Origin of the sequence: Luteimonas sp. TWI382, from assembly GCF_039674545.1 — a bacterium.
Lineage (GTDB): Bacteria > Pseudomonadota > Gammaproteobacteria > Xanthomonadales > Xanthomonadaceae > Luteimonas.
The window spans coordinates 57,283-74,555 of record NZ_JBDJNS010000007.1; the positions used below are offsets into that span (position 1 = coordinate 57,283).

Annotated in this window: 15 protein-coding genes; 8 read left to right on the top strand and 7 right to left on the bottom strand. The window is 70.8% G+C overall.

The window, feature by feature from the left end; all coding sequences use genetic code 11:
* Window positions 1–92: 92 nt before the first annotated feature.
* Together gltX and ABE505_RS06695 are read left to right on the top strand one after the other, a co-directional pair.
* Window positions 93–1,496: a glutamate--tRNA ligase gene (gltX, locus tag ABE505_RS06690; protein ID WP_346443222.1), complete on the top strand. Its 1,404-nt coding sequence runs from the start codon at window positions 93–95 to the stop codon at window positions 1,494–1,496.
* Between the two features lie 136 nt (window positions 1,497–1,632).
* Window positions 1,633–2,130: a transcriptional repressor gene (locus ABE505_RS06695; RefSeq protein ID WP_346443221.1), complete on the top strand. Its 498-nt coding sequence runs from the start codon at window positions 1,633–1,635 to the stop codon at window positions 2,128–2,130.
* Window positions 2,131–2,272: 142 nt separating this feature from the next.
* Here ABE505_RS06695 and ABE505_RS06700 read toward each other — a convergent pair whose 3' ends face one another.
* The gene (locus ABE505_RS06700) at window positions 2,273–4,507 is read right to left on the bottom strand and encodes a TonB-dependent receptor (protein WP_346443219.1); all 2,235 of its coding nucleotides are present in this window, start codon (window positions 4,505–4,507) and stop codon (window positions 2,273–2,275) included.
* A 73-nt stretch (window positions 4,508–4,580) separates the two neighbouring features.
* Here ABE505_RS06700 and ABE505_RS06705 point away from each other — a divergent pair, with 73 nt between their 5' ends.
* Both ABE505_RS06705 and ABE505_RS06710 read left to right on the top strand, forming a co-directional pair.
* The gene (locus tag ABE505_RS06705) at window positions 4,581–4,976 is read left to right on the top strand and encodes a MerC domain-containing protein (protein WP_346443217.1); all 396 of its coding nucleotides are present in this window, start codon (window positions 4,581–4,583) and stop codon (window positions 4,974–4,976) included.
* A 109-nt stretch (window positions 4,977–5,085) separates the two neighbouring features.
* On the top strand, window positions 5,086–5,268 hold the full coding sequence (locus tag ABE505_RS06710; protein ID WP_047137582.1) for a 30S ribosomal protein THX: 183 nt from the start codon (window positions 5,086–5,088) through the stop codon (window positions 5,266–5,268).
* Between the two features lie 131 nt (window positions 5,269–5,399).
* Here ABE505_RS06710 and ABE505_RS06715 read toward each other — a convergent pair whose 3' ends face one another.
* Window positions 5,400–6,626: a dipeptidase gene (locus tag ABE505_RS06715; RefSeq protein WP_346443215.1), complete on the bottom strand. Its 1,227-nt coding sequence runs from the start codon at window positions 6,624–6,626 to the stop codon at window positions 5,400–5,402.
* A gap of 23 nt (window positions 6,627–6,649) precedes the next feature.
* Entirely contained in the window at window positions 6,650–7,873 is a 1,224-nt protein-coding gene (gene hutI / locus ABE505_RS06720) for an imidazolonepropionase (protein WP_346443213.1), read from the bottom strand.
* 209 nt (window positions 7,874–8,082) lie between these two features.
* Here hutI and ABE505_RS06725 point away from each other — a divergent pair, with 209 nt between their 5' ends.
* On the top strand, window positions 8,083–9,330 hold the full coding sequence (locus tag ABE505_RS06725) for a formimidoylglutamate deiminase (protein ID WP_346443211.1): 1,248 nt from the start codon (window positions 8,083–8,085) through the stop codon (window positions 9,328–9,330).
* A 98-nt stretch (window positions 9,331–9,428) separates the two neighbouring features.
* The gene (gene ubiM, locus ABE505_RS06730) at window positions 9,429–10,613 is read left to right on the top strand and encodes a 5-demethoxyubiquinol-8 5-hydroxylase UbiM (protein WP_346443209.1); all 1,185 of its coding nucleotides are present in this window, start codon (window positions 9,429–9,431) and stop codon (window positions 10,611–10,613) included.
* 64 nt (window positions 10,614–10,677) lie between these two features.
* Here ubiM and ABE505_RS06735 read toward each other — a convergent pair whose 3' ends face one another.
* The 3 genes from ABE505_RS06735 to ABE505_RS06745 all read right to left on the bottom strand — a co-directional run bounded on the left by ABE505_RS06735 (window position 10,678) and on the right by ABE505_RS06745 (window position 14,097).
* Entirely contained in the window at window positions 10,678–11,214 is a 537-nt protein-coding gene (locus tag ABE505_RS06735; RefSeq protein WP_346443207.1) for a methylated-DNA--[protein]-cysteine S-methyltransferase, read from the bottom strand.
* Window positions 11,211–12,731 (bottom strand): AlkA N-terminal domain-containing protein, encoded by a 1,521-nt coding sequence (locus tag ABE505_RS06740; protein WP_346443205.1) that lies wholly within the window; start codon window positions 12,729–12,731, stop codon window positions 11,211–11,213. The genes ABE505_RS06735 and ABE505_RS06740 overlap by 4 nt, the downstream gene beginning before the upstream one ends.
* 88 nt (window positions 12,732–12,819) lie before the next feature.
* Window positions 12,820–14,097, bottom strand: a complete 1,278-nt coding sequence (locus tag ABE505_RS06745) for an ectonucleotide pyrophosphatase/phosphodiesterase (protein ID WP_346443203.1) — start codon at window positions 14,095–14,097, stop codon at window positions 12,820–12,822.
* Between the two features lie 215 nt (window positions 14,098–14,312).
* Between ABE505_RS06745 and ABE505_RS06750 the strand changes: the two genes are divergently transcribed.
* The gene (locus ABE505_RS06750; protein ID WP_346443201.1) at window positions 14,313–14,630 is read left to right on the top strand and encodes a hypothetical protein; all 318 of its coding nucleotides are present in this window, start codon (window positions 14,313–14,315) and stop codon (window positions 14,628–14,630) included.
* Window positions 14,631–14,693: 63 nt separating this feature from the next.
* Here ABE505_RS06750 and ABE505_RS06755 read toward each other — a convergent pair whose 3' ends face one another.
* A complete protein-coding gene (locus ABE505_RS06755) occupies window positions 14,694–15,401 on the bottom strand; it encodes a ThuA domain-containing protein (protein ID WP_346443199.1) in 708 nt (235 codons plus the stop codon).
* A 156-nt stretch (window positions 15,402–15,557) separates the two neighbouring features.
* Here ABE505_RS06755 and hutU point away from each other — a divergent pair, with 156 nt between their 5' ends.
* Window positions 15,558–17,231, top strand: coding sequence for a urocanate hydratase (gene hutU, locus ABE505_RS06760; protein WP_346443197.1), 1,674 nt, complete (start codon window positions 15,558–15,560; stop codon window positions 17,229–17,231).
* The last annotated feature ends 42 nt before the right edge of the window (window positions 17,232–17,273 follow it).

A 17,273-nucleotide genomic window follows, 5' to 3' on the forward strand; every position in this document is an offset into this window, starting at 1 on the left:
GCCATTGTAGAAGCCCCTCCGCCCTGCGGTGCGTCCCGGTGACGGGGGCGGCGCGGGTAGAATGCGCGGTTTCCCTGTTCCGAGCGTTCCGCATGAGCTGCCGTACCCGCTTCGCGCCCAGTCCCACCGGCTACCTGCACATCGGCGGCGCACGCACCGCGCTGTACTGCTGGCTGGAAGCGCGCCGCCGCGGCGGGCAGTTCGTGCTGCGCATCGAGGACACCGATCGCGAGCGCAGCACGCAGGCCGCGATCGACGCGATCCTCGAGGCGATGGACTGGCTCGGCCTGGATTACGACGAAGGCCCGATCTACCAGACCCACCGCCTCGACCGCTATCGCGAGGTCGCCGAGCAACTCGTCGCCGACGGCAAGGCCTACTACGCCTACGAGTCGAAGGACGAGCTCGATGCCATGCGCGAGGCGGCGATGGCCCGTGGCGACAAGCCGCGCTACGACGGTGCCTATCGCGAGCGTGGCGAAGCGCGCCGCGAAGACCCGAACCGGGTGATCCGGCTGAAGAACCCGCTCGAAGGCACGGTCGTGTGGGAGGACAAGGTCAAGGGGCGCATCGAGATCGCCAACAGCGAACTCGACGACCTGGTGCTGTTCCGCCCGGACGGCTACGCGACCTACAACTTCGCCGTCGTCGTCGACGATCTCGACATGGGCATCACCGATGTCGTGCGCGGCGACGACCACGTCAACAACACCCCGCGGCAGATCAACATCTACCGCGCACTCGGCGCCGAGCCGCCGGCGTTCTCGCACCTGCCGATGATCCTCGACGAGTACGGCGCCAAACTGTCCAAGCGCACCGGCGCGGCGGATGTGATGCAGTACCGCGATGCCGGCTACCTGCCGCATGCGCTGCTCAACTACCTGGTGCGGCTGGGCTGGTCGCATGGCGACCAGGAGATCTTCTCGATCGACGAGATGCGCGCATTGTTCGATCTCAAGGACGTCAACGCCAAGGCCTCGCGTCTGGATCCGGCCAAGCTCGGCTGGCTCAACCAGCAGTACCTCAAGTCCGATGATCCGGCCGCAGTCGCCGCGCATCTGGTCTGGCACCTGCGCAACGATGGCTACGACCTGTCGACCGGCCCGGCGCCGGCCGATGTGGTGGTCGCGCTGCGCGACCGGGTGCAGACGCTCAAGGAAATGTCCGAGCGCGCGGCGGTCTGGTACCGGCCATTGACCGACTACGACGACAAGGCCGTCGCCAAGCATTTGAAGGCCGAAGCGCGGGCGCCGTTGGCCGACGCGCGTGCGCGGCTGCTGGCGCTGCCCGACTGGACGGCCGAGGCGATCGGCGTGGCGTTGCACCAGACCGCGGAGACGCTCGGGCTGGGCATGGGCAAGGTGGCCCAGCCGATGCGGGTGGCCATCACCGGCACCCAGGTCAGCCCGGACATCGGGCACACCGTCTATCTGGCCGGCCGCGAGGAAGCCTTGCGCCGGATCGAGGCCGCGATCGCGATGATCCCCGACGCCTGAACGCGCGCGGCGGTCGCCGCGGCGCTGCATGCGACGCGGAGCGCAGCACCTCCCGGGCCTCGTCGCGGCAGTAGGGGCGACGCGCGCTGCCAGGGCACGGCTTGAGTCCCCGCGCCGGCGCCTCCATCATCTAGGGATGGGAACGATCAACGCCTGCACGGATCCGCATCATCACGTCGACGACGCAGCCGGGTTCGTCCGTGCGGTCGAACGTGCCTGCAGCGAGCGGGGGCTGCGCCTGACGCCGATCCGGGGCCACGTGCTGGGCCTGATCGCCAAGGCCGGCAAGCCGCTGAAGGCCTACGACCTGCTCGACCAGGTCCGCGATGGTGGGGGGCCGGGCGCGGCGGCGCCGCCGACCGTCTACCGAGCGCTGGACTTTCTATTGGCCAACGGCTTCATCCACAAGTTGCAGTCGGTCAACGCGTTCGTTGCCTGTCACCATCCCAGCACCGCGCAGCATTCGGTGCCGTTTTTGATCTGCGATCACTGCCACAGTGCGGTGGAGCTGGAAGACGAAGCGGTGGTCGCCTCGCTCGATGCGCGCGCCCGCACGCTGGGCTTCGTGCCGCAGGCGCAGACGCTGGAAGTGCACGGCCTGTGCGCGCAGTGCGTGGACGTGGGCACCCTCTGAGCCGCGGCGGATCGGCCTGCATGCGCTGCGCAGGCGCAGGCCCGATGCAGGGCGTGCATGCAATGCCACGGCGCGGCGATGTCCCGCCCCGGCGAGCCGGGGCGGGAGGTGGGCACGCGGTGCCGGGCGGATCAGGGCGAGGTCAGAAGTACACGCGGATGCCGCCTGCGATCGTGCGGCCGGGCAATGGAGCGTAGTTGCGCAGCAGCGAGGTATGGGCGCGTGCCTCCTGGTTGGTCAGGTTGCGACCGTCCAGGAACAGTTCCCACTGCGTGCCGTCGGCCTCGCCCAGGCGCCAGGCGACACCGGCGTTGACCAGGGTGTAGCCCGGGCTCGGGTCCTCGAGCGCGGCGACGCGATCCTGCTTCTGGTAGCGCACTGCGCCGACATTCGCGCGCCAGCCGCCCAGGCTCCAGTTGAGGTCGGCGCCGATGCGCGCCGGTGCGATGCGTGGCAGGTTGCCGCCGAGCGGGATGTCGGCGTGGTAGTGGTGGGCGTGGTCGCCATGCGGCACGTCGAAGTGCACGTGTCGGGTCCCGCTGCCGTCGAGCTCGGCGCGCACGAGGTCGCCGAATACGCGCAGGTCGAAGTCGCCCGCGTCCGATTCGACCAGGTGGAACTTCGCCTCGGCCTCGGCGCCGCGGAATGTCGCATCGCCCTGCGTCCACAAGCGCACCGGGAAGCCCTGCTCGGCGACGCCGGTGTCGGCCAGGTAGGTGTAGCGGTCGAACCGGGTCTGGTAGACGGCGGCCTTGAACTCGACGCGGTCGGTATGCGCATGCAGGCCGACTTCCAGGCGCTGGCCGCGTTCGGTGCCAAGCTCCGCATCGCCGATCTCGATCGAGCGGGTGGCGATGTGCGGGCCAGCCGCAAACAGTTCCTCGTTGGTCGGTGCGCGCTCGGACACGTCCGCGCCCAGGCGCAGGTCGAAGACCTCCGACAGATGCCAGATCGCGGCGCCCGACAGGCTGCTGGCGTCGAACTTGCGCGATGCGCCTGCCGCCGGATCGATCTCCACACGTTCGTGGCGGCCGCCGAACTCGAGTTTCACCGGCCCCCATTCCTTCTCCTGCACGACGAACAGGCCCAGCGTATCGGTCACGCTCGGCGGCACGAACGCTTCCTCGCCCACGGCACTGAAATCGACGTGACCGACCTGCAGGCCGAATGCGCCGCGCCAGCCTGCGACCTCGTTTTGCACCGCTTCCAGGCGCGCCTCGGTGCCCTTGTTGGTGAAGCGCGTGGCTGCCAGCCCACCCTCGAGCTCGACGTGTTCGTAATCGTTGTAGGCCGCGCGCAGGTTCAATGCGCTCAGGAACGGCAGCGGATCGTAGATGCCGCCTTTGAGGTCGATCCGGTTCTGCACCATGTCGATGCGCACCGAGCCGTGGTCGTGGCCCTCTTCGCCATGGTCGTGATCGTGATGGCCGTGGTCATGGTCATGATCGTGGCCGTCGTCGTCGTGTCCATGGCCGTGATCGTCCTCGGCATGCACGTGCGCGCCATCGGGCAGCCCGTAGTTGGTGCGATAGGTGCTGACCGCGAGTCCCAAGTGGCCGCGCGTGCCGAACCAGGTCGCGCCGAGCGCGCCGGCGCGCGTGCGGATCGAACTGTTGGGCAGTCGTCCGTAGGCGTTCTCGGCCTCGTGGTCGTGATCATGGTCGTGATCGCCGTGATCGTGGTCGTCGGGCAGTTGGGCGTAGCCGGGGATGTCGAAGTCGCCGGTATTGCGGACCAGGCCGTCGACATGCAGCACTAGGTTGTCGCCGTTGACGCCATCGAGCCGGAACATCCCGCTGCGCTCGCCATTGCCGCTGGCCGCGCGCAGTTCTGCGCGGCCGCTGAGTGGACGGTCGGGGACGGCGCGCGCGATGCGGCCGTCGACGACGTTGACCGCGCCGCCGACCGCGCCGCTGCCGTAGAGCAGGTTGGCCGGCCCCTTGAGCACCTCGATCTGGTCGGCGAGGAAGGGCTCGATGCTGACCGCGTGGTCGGCGCTGACAGTCGAGGCATCCATGCTGCCGATGCCGCCGGAGAGAATCTGCACGCGCGGCCCTTCCTGGCCGCGGATGATCGGCCGACCGACGCCGGTGCCGAAGAAGCCGCTCTGCACGCCGGGCAGCGCCGAGACGGTGTCGCCCAGGTTGCCGGACTTGCGATCGTCGAGCGCGTCGCCATACAGCACTTCAATGGGATGGGCGAGATCCTCGGCATCGCCGCCCAGCGGAGTGGCGGTCACCTGGACACGGTCGAGCGTGGTCGGGTGGGCGTGGGTCTGATTCTGTGCAAGCGCCGCGGTGGCGGGCAGCAACAAGGCGATGGCGACGGTCAGCCGGGCGCGGCGCGGCGGGCGGGAGGGGGTGGGGAGGTTGTTCATGCGGATGGGGTACACTGGTGGTCAAGACGCGGATGTTATAATGTTGCGACAACCTTCGTATCCCCCAAAAGACATGCCTGCACACGATTCCGCCCTCCGACGGGCCGACCGCGTCGGTTTCGCTGCCTCGTTCCTTTGTGCGATCCATTGCGCCTTGTTGCCGCTGGCGCTGGCGTTGCTGCCTGCGCTGGGGCTCAACCTGGGCGGCTGGGTCGACATCGACCAGGCATTCGTCATATTCGCCACCTTGCTGGGCCTGACCACATTGACGCTCGGCTACCGCCGGCATCGCGCGTTCCGCGCCTGGTTCCTGCTGTTGCCCGGCCTGGCGCTGGTCTGGGCGGGCGCGTTCACCCATCTGCATGACCACACGCTCACCCATGCGGTGGTGATGACGATCGGCGGGCTGTTGTTGGCCGGGGCGCACCTGCTGAACCTGCGCCTGAGCCATCTTCACGGCACGCGCTGACGCATCGCGCGGCGCTGGCCGCATGCTAGAATTCGCGGTCTTGTGCGCCCGCCGGGCGCACATTCGCGTCTACCGCATTCAATACACGCAGGACATCAGGAGCAGATTCATGGGCAAGGGCGACCGCAGGACCCTCAAGGGCAAGCGCTACAACGCGAGCTACGGCAATTCCCGTTCGAAGGGCGTCGTCAAGGCCGCAGGCACCGCGACCGCACCGGTCGCCAAGAAGACCGGCACCAAGACCGTGGCCAAGGCCCCGGCCAAGAAGGCGGTCGCCAAGAAGGCCTCCTGACGCCCGGCTCCGGGTCCGGCGCTTGGCGCCTGGGCGGGGCCGACTGCAGGACGCGACCGGTGGCAACGCCGGTCATGCCGAAAGCCCCGCCCAGGCGGGGCTTTCGCGTATCTGCGTGCGGGGCTGCCGGCTCAGCGTCCGGCGCCCGCCTCGACCTCGGCCCACACCCGCAGCAGGTTGCCGCCGAGGATCTTGCGGATGTCGGCCTCGGCATAGCCGCGCGCCTGCAGGCCGGCCACAAGGTTGGGGAAGTCGGACACATCGCGCAGGCCCTGGGCCAGCGCGCCGTCGACGCCGTCGAAGTCCGAACCGATGCCCACGTGGTCGACGCCCAGCAGGCGCACGCCGTAGTCGATCTGCTGCAGCACCGATTCGAGCGGTGTCTGACGGGCGGGGTGCGCGGCGGCCCAGTCGCGTTGGAACTGTGCGGCATCGAGCGTGGGTCGTCCGGCGTCGGCGCGCTTGGCGTTGTCGGCGTCGAAGGCTGCGACCGCGTCGAACCAGGCCTGGGTGTCGGCAGCGGTCTGCGCATCGACGAACGCGGTGCCGAAGGGGATCTGCACCACGCCGCCCTTGGCGGCGATCGCACGGGCGAGCGCATCGCTGATGTTGCGCTCGAAGCCTGGCGTGAAGTGCCGGAATGCCGAGTGGCTGGCGATCACCGGGACCGTGCTCAGCGCGATCGCCTGCTCGGCCGCCGCATCGGAGACGTGCGAGACGTCGACCATGATTCCGAGGCGGTTCATCTGGGCAATGACTTGTCGCCCGAACGGGCTCAGCCCGTTCCAGCGGCGCGCTTTGCCGTAGGAGGCGTCGGCGACCCGGTTGGCTGCGCTGTGCGCGAGCGTGATGTAGCGCACGCCGCGGTCGAAGAAGGTCGTGAGCTGCGACAGGTCGTCACCGATCGGCGCGGCGTTCTCCATGCCCAGCGGCAACAGCACGCGTTGGTGACCGTCCGCTGCGGTGCGCAGGCGGTCGACGTCGCGTGGCGAGCGCAGGATCGCGAAGCGGTCGGGATGGCGCGCGGTCAGCGCCTCGACTGCGTCGATCTGCCGATGCGCGATCTCGCGCGCGGTGCCGGCCGTGTCCTGCGCGGCCGAGGTGTAGATCGACATGAAGGCCACATCCAGCCCGCCGGCGCGCGCACGCGGGTAGTCGAACTCGCGGTCGGGCGCGGCCTCGCCCAGGTCGGCCCAGCGGTCGAGCAGCACGCCGGGGGCATCGATGTGGGTGTCGACGATGATCGCATCCTGGGCGAGCTGGCGTGCGGCCTCATCGGCCTGGGCATGCGTCTGGGCGGCGGCCACGCTCAGTAGCGGGGCAAGGGCAAGGGCGAGGGCGAGCGGGAGCAGGCGCATGCGGATGGATTCCTTGATGAGAGTCAGGGCAGACGACGGCCGGCGGCGAAGGCCATCTCGCGCATCGGGCCGCCGAGCCAATAGACGAGTTCGGCCGGCTGCGCGAGGCGCCAGCAGGCGAAGTCGGCGCGCTGGCCGGGCACCAGGCGCCCGCGATCGCGCAGTCCCAGTGCTTGCGCCGCATGCACGGTCGCCCCGCGCAGCGCCTCTTCGGGGGTGAGCCGGAAATGGGTGACCGCCAATTGCATGGCCTGGCGCAACGACAGCAGCGGCGAGGTGCCGGGATTGCAGTCGGTCGCCACGGCCATCGGCACGCCGGCGGCGCGGAATGCGTCGAGCGGCGGCAGCCGGGTCTCGCGCAGCACGTGGAAGGCGCCGGGCAACAGCACCGCGACCGTGCCGGCCGCCGCCATCGCGTCGACGCCGGCTTGGGAGGTGTGTTCGACATGGTCGGCCGACAGGCCGTCGAACGCGGCCACCAGCGCGGCGCCATCGCCGTCGCTGAGTTGGTCGGCGTGCAGCTTGACCGGCAGGCCGAGTGCGCGTGCGACCTCGAACACCCGGCGTGTCTGCGCCGCATCGAAGGCGATGCGCTCGGCGAATGCGTCGACCGCGTCGACCAGGTCCTCCGCGTGCAGCCGCGGCAGCCACTCGCAGACCGCGTCGATGTAGGCGTCGCTGCGCCCGGCGTACTCGGGCGGCAGGGCATGCGCGCCGAGGAACGTGGTACGCACGGTGATGCCCAGGGCCTGGCCGATGCGCCGGGCGACGCGCAGCATCTTGCGTTCATGGGCGAAGTCCAGGCCGTAGCCGGACTTGATCTCCAGCGTCGTGGCCCCGTCGGCCAGCAGCGCGCGCGCGCGCGGCAACGACTGCGCGAGCAGCGCGTCCTCGTCGGCGGCGCGGGTCGCGCGCACGGTGGAGACGATGCCGCCGCCGCTGCGCGCGATCGCCTCGTAGCTGGCGCCCTGCAGCCGCTGTTCGAACTCTGCGGCGCGGTCGCCGCCGAACACCAGATGGGTGTGACAGTCGATGAGGCCCGGGGTCAGCAGGCCATCGGCCTCGATCACCCGGTCGGCCAACTGCGCCGCCGGCGCAGGCAGCGCGGCGCGGGGACCGACGTGCACGATCGTGCCGTCGCGCCAGCCCAGCGCGCCGTCCTCGATCAGCCCGTAGCCGGTCTCCTCGGCCAGTGTGACCAGGGTCGGCCCGACGATCAGCCCATCCCAGCGTTCAGTCGCCCCCATCATCGCCTCCATCGTTGTCGCCGGGCCAGTCGACGCCATCGCCATCGTTCGCGCCCGGCCGTTGCGCCGCCGGACACGCCTGTGCCACTACCACGAGAACGCGCAGCACGCGGCGCACACGAGCCGCAGCAAGCCCCAAGAATCGTGCATGCGATGCTCCCCCAGGGCAGACAGGCTAGCCTACCGCACTCGTTTCCGGAGTCACCCCGATGCCAGACCTGCCGACGGTTCCGATCCAGCGCATGCCCGCAGGCTGGCGCCTGCCGGGCATCGCCAACTTGCATTCGCACGCGTTCCAGCGGGCGATGGCGGGCCTGGCCGAGGTGCAGACCGATCCGGCCGATTCGTTCTGGACCTGGCGCGAGACGATGTACCGGATGGCCGCGCGCTTCGCCCCGGACACGCTGCGCGACGTCGCCACCCAGCTCTACGTCGAGATGCTCGAGGCCGGCTACACCGCCGTGTGCGAGTTCCACTATGTCCATCACGCCCCCGACGGCCAGCCGTATGCGCCGGCATCGGCGATGGCCGACGCCCTGATCGAGGCGGCCGAAACGACCGGCATCCGATTGACCCTGCTGCCGGTGCTGTACATGGCCGGCGGCTTCGACGGGCGGCCACTGGGGCCGCATCAGCGGCGTTTCGGCCACGATGTCGACGGCTATCTGCGGCTGTTCACCGATCTGTACGCGCGCCAGGGGGCGGGCCTGCGCGTGGGCTGCGCGCTGCACAGCCTGCGCGCGGTGCCGGCCGAAGCGATGGACGCGGTGCTGGGCGCGCTGCCGCAGCAGGCGCGCGTGCACATCCACATCGCCGAACAGACCGCCGAGGTCGACGACTGCGTCGCGGTGCGCGGGGCACGCCCGGTGGCCTGGCTGCTCGACCACGCGCCGGTCGATGCCCGCTGGACGCTGGTCCACGCCACCCATCTGGACGCGGACGAGGTCGCCGGCATCGCGCGCAGCGGCGCGACCGTCGCGCTGTGTCCGACGACCGAGGCCAATCTCGGCGACGGTCTGTTCCCGCTGCGTGCCTATCTCGATGCCGGCGGTGCCTGGGGCATCGGCTCCGACTCGCACATCTCGGTGTCGCCGGTCGAAGAGCTGCGCTGGCTGGAGTACGGCCAGCGCCTGACCAAGCGCCGGCGCAATATCGCGGTCGGTCCGCGCACGCCGAGCGTCGGCGCGACCCTGCTCGCCGGCGCCTGGGCCAGCGCCTCGGCCGCGACCGGATTCACGCAGCGCGACGATGCCGTCGTGCTCGATGCCGATGCGCCACTGCTCGCCGGCGCAACATCGACCGACGTCGCCGACCGCTGGCTGTTCGCCGGCAACCGGCCGCTGGTGCGCGAGGTCGAGGTCGCCGGCCAGCGGCTGGTCGTCGACGGACGCCACCGGCTGCACACGCAGGCGGCGCATGGTCACGCCGAGGCGATGCGTCGGTTGCTGGCGCAGTGAATGCCCGGCCGCTGCCGCACGATTTGATTCAGGTCAACGCCGGGCGCCGGCCGGCGTCGGTATCCTGCCGGCATCGTTCTTATGCTGGAGTCGTGCGCATGCAGGTCGACATCGCCATCGTCGGGGCCGGGCCGGCCGGGTTGTGCTTCGCCCGCGCGCTGGCCGGCACGGGGCTGAAGATCGTGCTGATCGAGCGCCAGTCGCGCGAGGCGATCGCCAAGCCTGCGTTCGACGGTCGCGAGATCGCGCTGACCCATGGCTCGCGCCGGATCATGGAGACGCTCGGCCTGTGGGCCCGGCTCGATCCGGCGCAGATCTTCGACCTGCGCGATGCGCGCATCCTCAACGGCGATGCCCAGACCGGCCTGACGATCACCGCCGGCGACGGCAACGGCCGCCAACTCGGCTGGCTGGTGCCCAATCACCAGATCCGGCAGGCGGCCTTCGACACCGTCGAGGGCCAGGCGGAGGTCGAGCTGGTCTGCGACACCGCGGTGCGCGGCGTCACCCATCGCAGCGACGGCGTCGAGCTCGCGCTCGATGGCGGCAAGACCGTGTCGGCGCGCCTGTTGGTCGCCGCCGACAGCCGGTTCTCGGACGTGCGTCGCATGCTCGGCATCGGGGCGCGTATGCGCGATTTCGGCAAGCGCATGCTGGTGTGCCGCGTCGCCCACGAGCGCCCGCACGACCACGTCGCCTGGGAGTGGTTCGGACATGGCCAGACGATGGCGCTGCTGCCGCTCGACGCCGGCCGGGCGTCGGTGGTGCTGACCCTGGCGCCGGAGGCGATGGCCCAGGTCGAAGCGATGGATGACGCCGCCTTCGCGGCCGATATCCAGCGGCGGTTTCTCGACCGACTGGGCACGATGACCACGGTCGGCACGCGCCACGTCTATCCGCTGGTCGGCGTCTATGCCGACCGCTTCGTCGCCGAGCGCGCGGCACTGATCGGCGATGCCGCTGTCGGCATGCATCCGGTCACCGCCCACGGGTTCAATCTCGGTCTGCAGGGCGCCGAGCGCCTGGCCGACGGGATCCGCCGGGCGCAGGACGCGGGCCGCGACATCGCCGGCCGGGCGGTGCTCGCACGCTTCCAGCGCCAGCATCGGGTGGCGACCTGGCCGCTGTTCGCCGCGACCGGCATCGTCGCCAGCCTCTACACCGACGATCGCGCACCGGCGCGATTGGTCCGCAGCACCACGCTGCGCATCGCGCAGCGCCTGACGCCGTTCCGACGCCTGATCGCTGCACACCTCACCCAGGACCGGCCGGCCCTGCGCTGAGCCGCTCGCGGCCGCGAACAACCGGTTTTCCCACGCTGCGTCGGGCCGATTCCGGGCAGGCCGGCTACGCGGCCGGCGCCACCGCGTGCGCGGCGAACAGGCCGTCGACGGCGGGCAGCGCGCCTTCGAGCGCGAGCAGGAACTGTTTGGTCGGCACGCCGCCGGCGAAGCCGGTCAGCGCGCCACTGGCGCCGATCACCCGGTGGCAGGGCACGACGATCGGGATCGGGTTGCGCCCGTTCGCGGCGCCGACCGCGCGGCTGGCAGTCGGCCGACCGAGGCCGCGTGCCAGCGCGACGTAGCTGGTGGTGGTGCCGTAGGGAATGCGTGAGAGCGCCTGCCAGACCGCATGCTGGAACGCGGTGCCATCGGCGGCGAGCGGCAGGTCGAAGTGGCGCAGCCGCCTGGCGAAGTAGGCGCGCAGTTGCGCCGCGGTTTCGCGCAGCAGCGCGTGATCGCCGGCCTGCCAGTGCGCGCGTCCGCGCAGCAGCGGTCGCGCTTGCGGGAAATCGATCGCGTGCAAGCCAGCATCGGAGGCGGCGAGCCGTAGTGGGCCGATCGGGGTGTCGAGCGAGGTCGTGAAGACGGGTGAGGGGCTCATCGGGGACTCCGGGGGCGGGCGACGGCGGGCGGGGCCGATAGCGCGGCATCGCGCCACAGGTGGAAGACCGCGTAGCCACGCCAGGGCCGCCAGGCCTGCGCGCGTGCTTGCAGCGCGCGCGCGTCGAGCCGGCTGCCATCGGTGGGCACGGCCTTCTGCAGCACGAGGTCCTGCGCGGGAAACGCGTCGGGATGGCCCAGCGCGCGCAGCGCGATGTACTGCGCCGTCCAGGGCCCGATGCCGGGCAATGCGGTCCAGCGGGCGACGGTGTCGTCGAGCGTGCGCGCCGGGTCGAAATCCACACGGCCCTCGAGCAGGGCCGCGGCGATCGCACGGATCGTCGCGATGCGGCTGCCGATCAGGCCGAGGCCATCGAAGTCGCCGTCGACCAGCGCCTCGGGGGTCGGGAAGAGGTGGGCGAATCCATGGGCGGCCAGCGTCTCGGGCAACCGATGGCCGAAGCGCTGCGACAACCGGGCGGTCAGCGTACGCGCGGCGGCCACACTGACCTGCTGGCCGATCACCGCGCGCACCGCGATCTCGAAACCGTCCCAGCCGCTGGGCAGGCGCAGGCCCGGACGGGCCTGCAGCAGAGGTGCCAGCCGTGGATCCTGCGCCAGGTGGGCGGCGATCGCGGTCGGCTCGGCGTCGAGATCGAACATCCGCCGCACGCGCCGCACGGTGTCCTGCAGCCGTGCCGGTGCGATGCCGTACAGCTCGAGCCGCAACGCATGCGCCGGCCCGGCCACCGTGGCCGGCCAATGCGAGACACGCAGCCAACCCGCCGCCAATGCGTCGCCCACGACCCGGGTGTAGCCGGCCTCGTCGATGCGTTCGATGCCTGGCAGCGCGCGGCTGCGCAGGAAATCCAGCATCGCGGCGAAGTCGTACGGCGGGCGGTAGCCGAGCCGGAGCACCAGTCCATCGCCGGCAACGGACGCCGAGGGCTGCCGACGCAGATCGCGCGGCGCCATGCGATAGGCCTCGCGGAATGCGGTGTTGAACCGGCGCAGGCTGGCAAAGCCGGCGGCCAGCGCGACTTCGGTGATCGGCAGTGCGGTTTCGGTCAGCAACTGCTTGGCGAACAGCAGGCGGCGCGTCCCGCGCACGCCGATCGGCGGCGCGCCCAGGCGCTCGACGAACAACCGCCGCAGTTGGCGTTCGCCCAGATGCAACTGCGCTGCCAGCGACGCCAGCGGCGCATCGTCGAGCGCACCGCGATCGATCAGCGCCAGCGCTCGCGCCACGACATCGTCGCCGCGGTGCCAGTGCCCGTCGCCGGGCGCCAGCTCCGGGCGGCAGCGCAGGCAGGGCCGGAAGCCGTCGGCCTGGGCCGCGGCCGCATTGGCGTAGTAGGTCACGTTCCCGGCCCGCGGCGGTGGCGCCGGACAGACCGGACGGCAGTAGATGCCGGTGGTGCGGACCGCGGTGAAGAACAGCCCATCGAAGCGCGCGTCGCGGCTCAGGCGGGCCTGCTCGCAGACGGCGGGATCGGGCAGGGCGGGGGGCGACGACATGCCCGCAGGCTAGCACCGCGCCCGGCGCGGGACTGGCCGTTTTCGGACACGAATGCGACGCGCCGCGCAGCGAGCGCGGTCGTCGCAACTAACGGCGATCGTCGGATCGCAGCGCAGGCAGCAGCGTCGCTGCGTCGCCGTCGTGCTCGGCCGGCGCCACGCCGATCAGCCGGGCCAGCAACGGGTAGACGTCGACGTTGTCGAAGCCATTCAGGACGATGCCGTGTCGGAACGACGGCCCGTGCGCGATGAACACCGCGCGCATCGAGGGCAGTGCCGGATCGAAGCCATGCGAGCCACGCGGCCCGACATCGCGCGTGGCGACGGTTTCGCGCGGCAGCGCGTCCCAGCCTTCGTGCATCTGGCAGACGATGGGCGGCACGCGTCGATGGCGGCCGTAGGCCCAGCGCGCCGGCAACGCCTCCTTGCGCCAGCAGTCGTAGCGCGGATGCGCGCCGAGCAGGCGCGCGGCGACCGTGGCCTCGTGACCGGGATGGGGCGCGATGCCCACGACCTGGCCGATCGAGACCACGCGCGCCTCCTCGGGCGCCACCATGTCCTCGACCGCGATGGCGTGCCCGGGCGCGACCTCGGCCATGCCGTGATCGGACACGACGACGATGTTCGTGCGATCGAACGCGCCGTGTGCGCGCAGACCGGCGACGAGTCGGCCGATCGCCGCGTCGACCTGACGCAAGGCCGCATGCGTCTGCGGGGCGTTGGGGCCATGGTCGTGGCCGGCCGAGTCCACATGCTCGAAGTACAGCGTCGCCAGCCGCGGGCGCGTAGCATCGGGTTCGGACAGCCAACCGAGCACCGTGTCCACGCGTGCGTCGAGTGGGCGGGTCTTGTCGAACGGCAGCCAGCGCGTCGGCCGCACGCCGCGCACTGCGGCCTCGCTGCCGGGCCACGACAGCGTGGCGGTCGCCAGCCCGGCGTTCTCGGACGTCACCCACAACGGCTCGCCGTCGTTCCACCAGGCCGCGTTCTCGACGGCCGCGCGGTCGGACAGCTTGAAGTCGCCGAGCGTGGCGTCGTGCATCGAGTTGTGGACGATGCCGTGGCGGTCGGGGCGCAGCCCGGTGACCAGCGTGTAGTGATTAGGAAAGGTCAGCGACGGATACGACGGCCGCATCCAGCCCTGCACGCCCCCGCGCGCGAGCGCGTCGAGATGCGGCGTTTCACCGCGCCCCAGGGAGTCGGGGCGCACGCCGTCGAGCGAAATCAGCAGTAGCGTGGGCCGCGGATCCGCGGCCGCGGGCGACGCGGCGCGGCTCGCGCAGCCAACCAGCACGAGCAAACTGCAAAGCACCACGGAAACCAGAACAGACGGCGCCATCCGGCGCACCAATGCGATATCGATCATCCCCACAGGATACCGAGCCCAAGTGACAGTCCAAAGCCAAAACCGGGGTCAGAGTGCAATTTCCTCAGCAACCCGGATCAGCGCGCATGTCCACTGAAATTGCACTCTGACCCCGGTTTTTGGGGCGAGGAATCTGAACGTTCAGCGGGCGCAGACCACGGGATGGAGTGGGGGGGCGTATCGTGCGCAGCAGGACCAGCAACCTGGAGTGCGCAATGAACAACAGATGGTGGATGGCGGCGCTGTGCGCCGGTCTGGCGCTGGGCGCGGTGTCGCATGGCGCTCTGGCGCAGCAGCAGGAGGAAGAGGAAGAGGCGGTGCGCGAGCGTGGCCAGCGTGCCAGCCCGTCTGATCGTTTCTGCATTCGCGAGACCGGGTCGCGGGTGACCGCGGCGCGTAACGCGCGGTCCAAGCGTGCCGAGCAGGAATGCGTCGACGGGGGCGGCCGGGTCTACACCCGCAGCGACATCGAGCGCACCGGCTCGGTCGACATCAAGGACGCGCTGCGCCGGCTGGATCCGTCGGTGTTCTGACGATACCGGCGGCACCGCAGTGCGCGAAACGCCCGGCATGTCCGGGCGTTTCTGCGTTCGGGCTCAGCAGTCGTCGGCCTGGCCGGTCGTCCAGCGCAGTCCCTGCAGCAGATGCGCGCGGAACACCGGATCGGCATACAGCGCCGGGTCGTGGCCGAGCCCGGTGTACCAGGCGCGGCCGCCGGCGCGGGTGTGGCACCACGCGATGGGATGGTCGTCGCCCATACCGCCGGCGGCATGCGAGTGCGGATCGACCGACGCGATCACCTGCACATCCGCACGCGGGTTGCGGCGGTAGTCGTAGATCTCGTCGACGACCCGCCAGTCGCGTCGGCCCAGCGGCGCCGGGTCCTGTTCGAACACCACGCGCACCGCCTGCAGTCCCTCGGGGTGGCGTGCGAACCAGGCGCCGACCAGCGCGCCGTACCACGGCCAGGTGTAGCCGCTGTCGGCGGCGGCGTGGATGCCCAGGTAGCCACCGCCGTGGGCGACATACCGTTCGAAAGCCGCCTGCTGGGGCGCCTCGAGTACCTCGCGCGTGGTGTGCGCGAACACGACCGCGCGGTAGCCGGCCAGTGTCGCGTCGTCGAACCGTGTCGGGTCTTCGCTCGCTTCGATCTCGATGCCGGCCTGCGCCCCGAGCGTGCGCAAGGTCTCGATCGTCGTGGGAATCGCGTCGTGGCGGTAGCCGGCGGTGCGGGTGAACACCAGCACGCGCGGGACGTCGGGCTCGGCAGTGGCGGCACGGACGGGCAATGGCGATGCGGCCATGGACGCGGACGCAGCAAGCAGGGCGAGGATGACGGGCGACGCGGAGCGCATGCGCGCGAGCATAGCGGCCGGCGGCCGCGGCATTCACGCCGCAGCGCGTCAGGCCGTCCGGGGCGCCGGTGCGATAATCGGCTCATCGCCCCATCGAGTGCCGCCATGACAGACGCCTCGCGCCACGACCCGTCCCGCACCATCCGCGCGCCCCGCGGCAGCGCCCTGACCTGCCGCTCGTGGCTGACCGAGGCGCCGTTCCGGATGCTGCAGAACAACCTCGATCCCGAGGTCGCCGAGCGCCCGGAGGATCTCGTCGTCTACGGCGGCATCGGCCGCGCCGCACGCGACTGGGCCTGCTTCGATGCGATCCTCGAGACGCTCAAGACGCTCGAGGACGACCAGACGCTGCTGGTGCAGTCGGGCAAGCCGGTCGGGGTGTTCCGCACCCATATCGACGCGCCCCGGGTGCTGATCGCCAATTCCAATCTCGTGCCGCACTGGGCGACGTGGGAGCACTTCCACGAGCTCGACCGCAAGGGCCTGGCGATGTACGGCCAGATGACCGCCGGCAGCTGGATCTACATCGGCAGCCAGGGCATCGTGCAGGGCACCTTTGAGACCTTCGTCGAGATGGGCCGCCAGCACTACGGCGGCGACCTGACCGGCAAGTGGATCCTGACCGCGGGCCTGGGCGGCATGGGCGGGGCGCAGCCGCTGGCCGCGAGCCTGGCCGGTGCGTGTTCGCTGACGGTCGAATGCCAGCAGAGCCGGATCGACTTCCGGCTCAAGACCCGCTACGTCGACGAGCAGGCCGCCGACCTGGACGATGCGCTGGCGCGCATCGCGCGCTACACCCAGGCGGGCGAGGCGAAATCGATCGCGCTGCTGGGCAACGCCGCCGAGGTCCTGCCAGAACTGGTGCGGCGCGGCGTGCGTCCGGACTGCGTCACCGACCAGACCAGCGCGCACGACCCGGTGCATGGGTACCTGCCGATCGGCTGGACGGTCGAGCGCTGGCTGGCCGAGCAGTCCGCCCATCCCGACGCGGTACGCGACGCGGCCAAAGCCTCGATGCGCGTCCATGTCGAGGCGATGCTGGCCTTCCACGCGCAGGGCATCCCCACCGTCGACTACGGCAACAACATCCGCCAGATGGCCAAGGACGAGGGGCTGGAGAACGCCTTCGATTTTCCCGGCTTCGTGCCCGCCTACGTGCGTCCGCTGTTCTGTCGCGGCATCGGCCCGTTCCGTTGGGTCGCGCTCAGCGGCGATCCTGAGGACATCGCCAGGACCGATGCCAAGGTCAAGGCGCTGATCCCCGACGACCCGCACCTGCATCGTTGGCTGGACATGGCCGCCGAGCGCATCGCCTTCCAGGGCCTGCCGGCGCGGATCTGCTGGGTCGGGCTGGGCCTGCGCCACAAGCTGGGCCTGGCGTTCAACGAGATGGTGCGCAATGGCGAACTCAAGGCGCCGATCGTGATCGGCCGCGATCACCTCGACTCGGGCTCGGTGGCCTCCCCGAACCGCGAGACCGAGGCGATGCGCGACGGCAGCGACGCGGTCAGCGACTGGCCGCTGCTCAACGCGATGCTCAATGTCGCCGGTGGGGCGACCTGGGTCTCGCTGCATCACGGCGGTGGCGTCGGCATGGGCTACTCGCAGCACTCGGGCGTGGTGATCGTCTGCGACGGCAGCGAGGCGGCCGATCGACGCATCGAACGCGTGCTGTGGAACGATCCGGCGACCGGCGTGATGCGGCATGCGGATGCCGGCTACGCCATCGCCGCCGATTGCGCGAAAGCGCAGGGTCTCGATCTGCCGATGCTCGCCTGACTGTGTCACCCTGGCGCGCAGGGCGCGCCGCGCTGGCAGAGA

What these genes read in the sequence shown, in the direction of transcription:
- gltX (WP_346443222.1), top strand. Translation starts at nt 93, where the DNA reads ATGAGCTGCCGTACCCGCTTCGCGCCCAGTCCCACCGGCTACCTGCAC.
- ABE505_RS06750 (WP_346443201.1), top strand. Translation starts at nt 14,313, where the DNA reads ATGAACAACAGATGGTGGATGGCGGCGCTGTGCGCCGGTCTGGCGCTG.
- ABE505_RS06695 (WP_346443221.1), top strand. Translation starts at nt 1,633, where the DNA reads ATGGGAACGATCAACGCCTGCACGGATCCGCATCATCACGTCGACGAC.
- hutU (WP_346443197.1), top strand. Translation starts at nt 15,558, where the DNA reads ATGACAGACGCCTCGCGCCACGACCCGTCCCGCACCATCCGCGCGCCC.
- ABE505_RS06740 (WP_346443205.1), bottom strand. Translation starts at nt 12,731, where the DNA reads ATGTCGTCGCCCCCCGCCCTGCCCGATCCCGCCGTCTGCGAGCAGGCC.
- ABE505_RS06710 (WP_047137582.1), top strand. Translation starts at nt 5,086, where the DNA reads ATGGGCAAGGGCGACCGCAGGACCCTCAAGGGCAAGCGCTACAACGCG.
- ABE505_RS06755 (WP_346443199.1), bottom strand. Translation starts at nt 15,401, where the DNA reads ATGGCCGCATCGCCATTGCCCGTCCGTGCCGCCACTGCCGAGCCCGAC.
- ABE505_RS06725 (WP_346443211.1), top strand. Translation starts at nt 8,083, where the DNA reads ATGCCAGACCTGCCGACGGTTCCGATCCAGCGCATGCCCGCAGGCTGG.
- ABE505_RS06705 (WP_346443217.1), top strand. Translation starts at nt 4,581, where the DNA reads ATGCCTGCACACGATTCCGCCCTCCGACGGGCCGACCGCGTCGGTTTC.
- ABE505_RS06700 (WP_346443219.1), bottom strand. Translation starts at nt 4,507, where the DNA reads ATGAACAACCTCCCCACCCCCTCCCGCCCGCCGCGCCGCGCCCGGCTG.
- ABE505_RS06745 (WP_346443203.1), bottom strand. Translation starts at nt 14,097, where the DNA reads ATGATCGATATCGCATTGGTGCGCCGGATGGCGCCGTCTGTTCTGGTT.
- ubiM (WP_346443209.1), top strand. Translation starts at nt 9,429, where the DNA reads ATGCAGGTCGACATCGCCATCGTCGGGGCCGGGCCGGCCGGGTTGTGC.
- hutI (WP_346443213.1), bottom strand. Translation starts at nt 7,873, where the DNA reads ATGGGGGCGACTGAACGCTGGGATGGGCTGATCGTCGGGCCGACCCTG.
- ABE505_RS06735 (WP_346443207.1), bottom strand. Translation starts at nt 11,214, where the DNA reads ATGAGCCCCTCACCCGTCTTCACGACCTCGCTCGACACCCCGATCGGC.
- ABE505_RS06715 (WP_346443215.1), bottom strand. Translation starts at nt 6,626, where the DNA reads ATGCGCCTGCTCCCGCTCGCCCTCGCCCTTGCCCTTGCCCCGCTACTG.